This window comes from Streptomyces sp. NPDC054841, assembly GCF_053611045.1.
This window is the reverse complement of the sequence record NZ_JBSGZO010000821.1, coordinates 1-2,017: the sequence shown is the minus strand read 5'-3', so window position 1 is coordinate 2,017 and position 2,017 is coordinate 1. Positions and strand designations below refer to the sequence as shown.

Sequence of the window (2,017 nt, the reverse complement as noted above, 5' to 3'; positions counted from 1 at the left end):
CTTCGACATCGTGCCCGGTGAGGCACTGGCGGAGGATACGAGATTCGAACTCGTGAGGGGTTGCCCCCAACACGCTTTCCAAGCGTGCGCCCTAGGCCTCTAGGCGAATCCTCCGCTGGGAACATTACATGACGGCGGGGAGTGCTCGCGAACTCGTTCCCCACCCCCACCATCAGGTACTCTGTGCGGAGCCCCTCACGTGGCGCTATCTGACTGAACTCCCCCAGGGCCGGAAGGCAGCAAGGGTAGGTCGGCTCTGGCGGGTGCGTGGGGGGCGCTTTGCGTTCCGGGGGGCGTCGGTTGCCGTGGGGGAGGCCCGGGGCCGCGGGGGCAGCGGGGCCTCAGGAGGGGCGGTGCTCTCGGCGGGCGGGGCCGGTTGTCGGTGGGCCCCGATAACCTCGTATGCGTGTCGTCCCTTGCGCTGTACCGCCGCTACCGTCCCGAGTCCTTCGCCGAGGTCATCGGGCAGGAGCATGTCACCGACCCGCTGCAGCAGGCGCTGCGGAACAACCGGGTCAATCACGCGTACCTGTTCAGCGGGCCGCGTGGATGCGGGAAGACGACGAGTGCGCGCATCCTCGCCCGGTGTCTGAACTGTGAGCAGGGGCCCACGCCGACCCCCTGCGGGGAGTGCCAGTCCTGCCGGGACCTCGCGCGCAACGGACCGGGTTCGATCGACGTCATCGAGATCGACGCCGCGTCGCACGGTGGTGTGGACGACGCCCGTGAGCTGCGGGAGAAGGCGTTCTTCGGGCCCGCGTCGAGCCGGTACAAGATCTACATCATCGACGAGGCGCACATGGTCACCTCGGCGGGCTTCAATGCCCTGCTGAAGGTGGTCGAGGAGCCGCCGGAGCATCTCAAGTTCATCTTCGCGACGACCGAGCCCGAGAAGGTCATCGGGACGATCCGTTCGCGTACGCACCACTACCCCTTCCGGCTGGTGCCGCCCGGGACGCTCAGGGAGTATCTGGCGGAGGTGTGCGGCCGGGAGGGCATTCCCGTCGAGGACGGGGTGCTGCCGCTGGTCGTGCGCGCCGGGGCCGGGTCGGTGCGCGACTCGATGTCCGTGATGGACCAGCTCCTCGCGGGTGCGGCCGACGACGGTGTGACATACGCCATGGCGACGTCCCTTCTTGGTTATACGGACGGTTCGCTGCTGGACTCGGTCGTGGAGGCGTTCGCGTCGGGCGACGGAGCCGCGGCGTTCGAGGTCGTGGACCGGGTGATCGAGGGTGGCAACGATCCGCGGCGCTTCGTCGCCGATCTGCTGGAGCGGCTGCGGGACCTGGTGATTCTCGCGGCGGTGCCGGACGCGGCGGAGAAGGGGCTCATCGACGCCCCCGTCGACGTGGTCGAGCGGATGCAGGCGCAGGCCCAGGTGTTCGGGGGCGCCGAGCTGAGCCGCGCGGCCGATCTGGTCAATGCCGGACTGACGGAGATGCGGGGCGCGACCTCGCCGCGGCTGCAGCTGGAGCTGATCTGCGCCCGGGTGCTGCTGCCGGCGGCCTTCGACGACGAGCGTTCTCTGCAGGCCCGCATCGACCGTCTGGAGCGGGGCGCGGGAGCCGCGTTCATGGCGCAGGGGACCGGGCCCGCGATGGGATACGTGCCGGGGCCGGAGGCGCATCCGCCGATGGTGCCGGGCGGCGGCCCGGCGGCCGCGCGTGCGGCGGTACGGGGCGGAGGAGCCGCCCCCGAGCCGGTGCAGCCCCAGCCCCAGGTCCAGACCCAGCCCCAGGTCCAGACCCAGCCCGTCCATACGGCGCCCACGCAGCCCGATGTCCCGGCTGCGCCCACCCCGAGTGCCGCTGCCCCGGAGGTTCAGGCCCCGGCCGCGACCCCGGCACCCGCCCAGGAGCAGCCCGTCGCCCAGCGGCCCGGCGCCTGGCCCGGTGCCGCGAGCCCCGGTTCCGGTGCGCCCGCCGCCCAGCGGCCCGGAGCCTGGCCCTCCGCTGCCGCGCCAGGTCAGGGCCGCCCGGCGCCGGCGGCTGCCCAGGAGTCCGTTGCCGCTGCC

The 2,017-nt window shown here is 72.2% G+C and carries 1 protein-coding gene, 1 tRNA gene and 1 other RNA gene; 2 read left to right on the top strand and 1 reads right to left on the bottom strand.

Annotated features, from left to right (window positions below; all coding sequences use genetic code 11):
- Window positions 1-26 precede the first annotated feature (26 nt).
- Window positions 27-114, bottom strand: a tRNA-Ser gene (locus ACWGI8_RS43560).
- 73 nt (window positions 115-187) lie between these two features.
- Here ACWGI8_RS43560 and ffs point away from each other — a divergent pair.
- An RNA gene (ffs, locus tag ACWGI8_RS43555) (signal recognition particle sRNA small type) lies at window positions 188-282 on the top strand.
- 124 nt (window positions 283-406) lie between these two features.
- Window positions 407-2,017: DNA polymerase III subunit gamma and tau (locus tag ACWGI8_RS43550; protein ID WP_453669076.1), on the top strand; the 1,611-nt coding region annotated here is incomplete at its 3' end.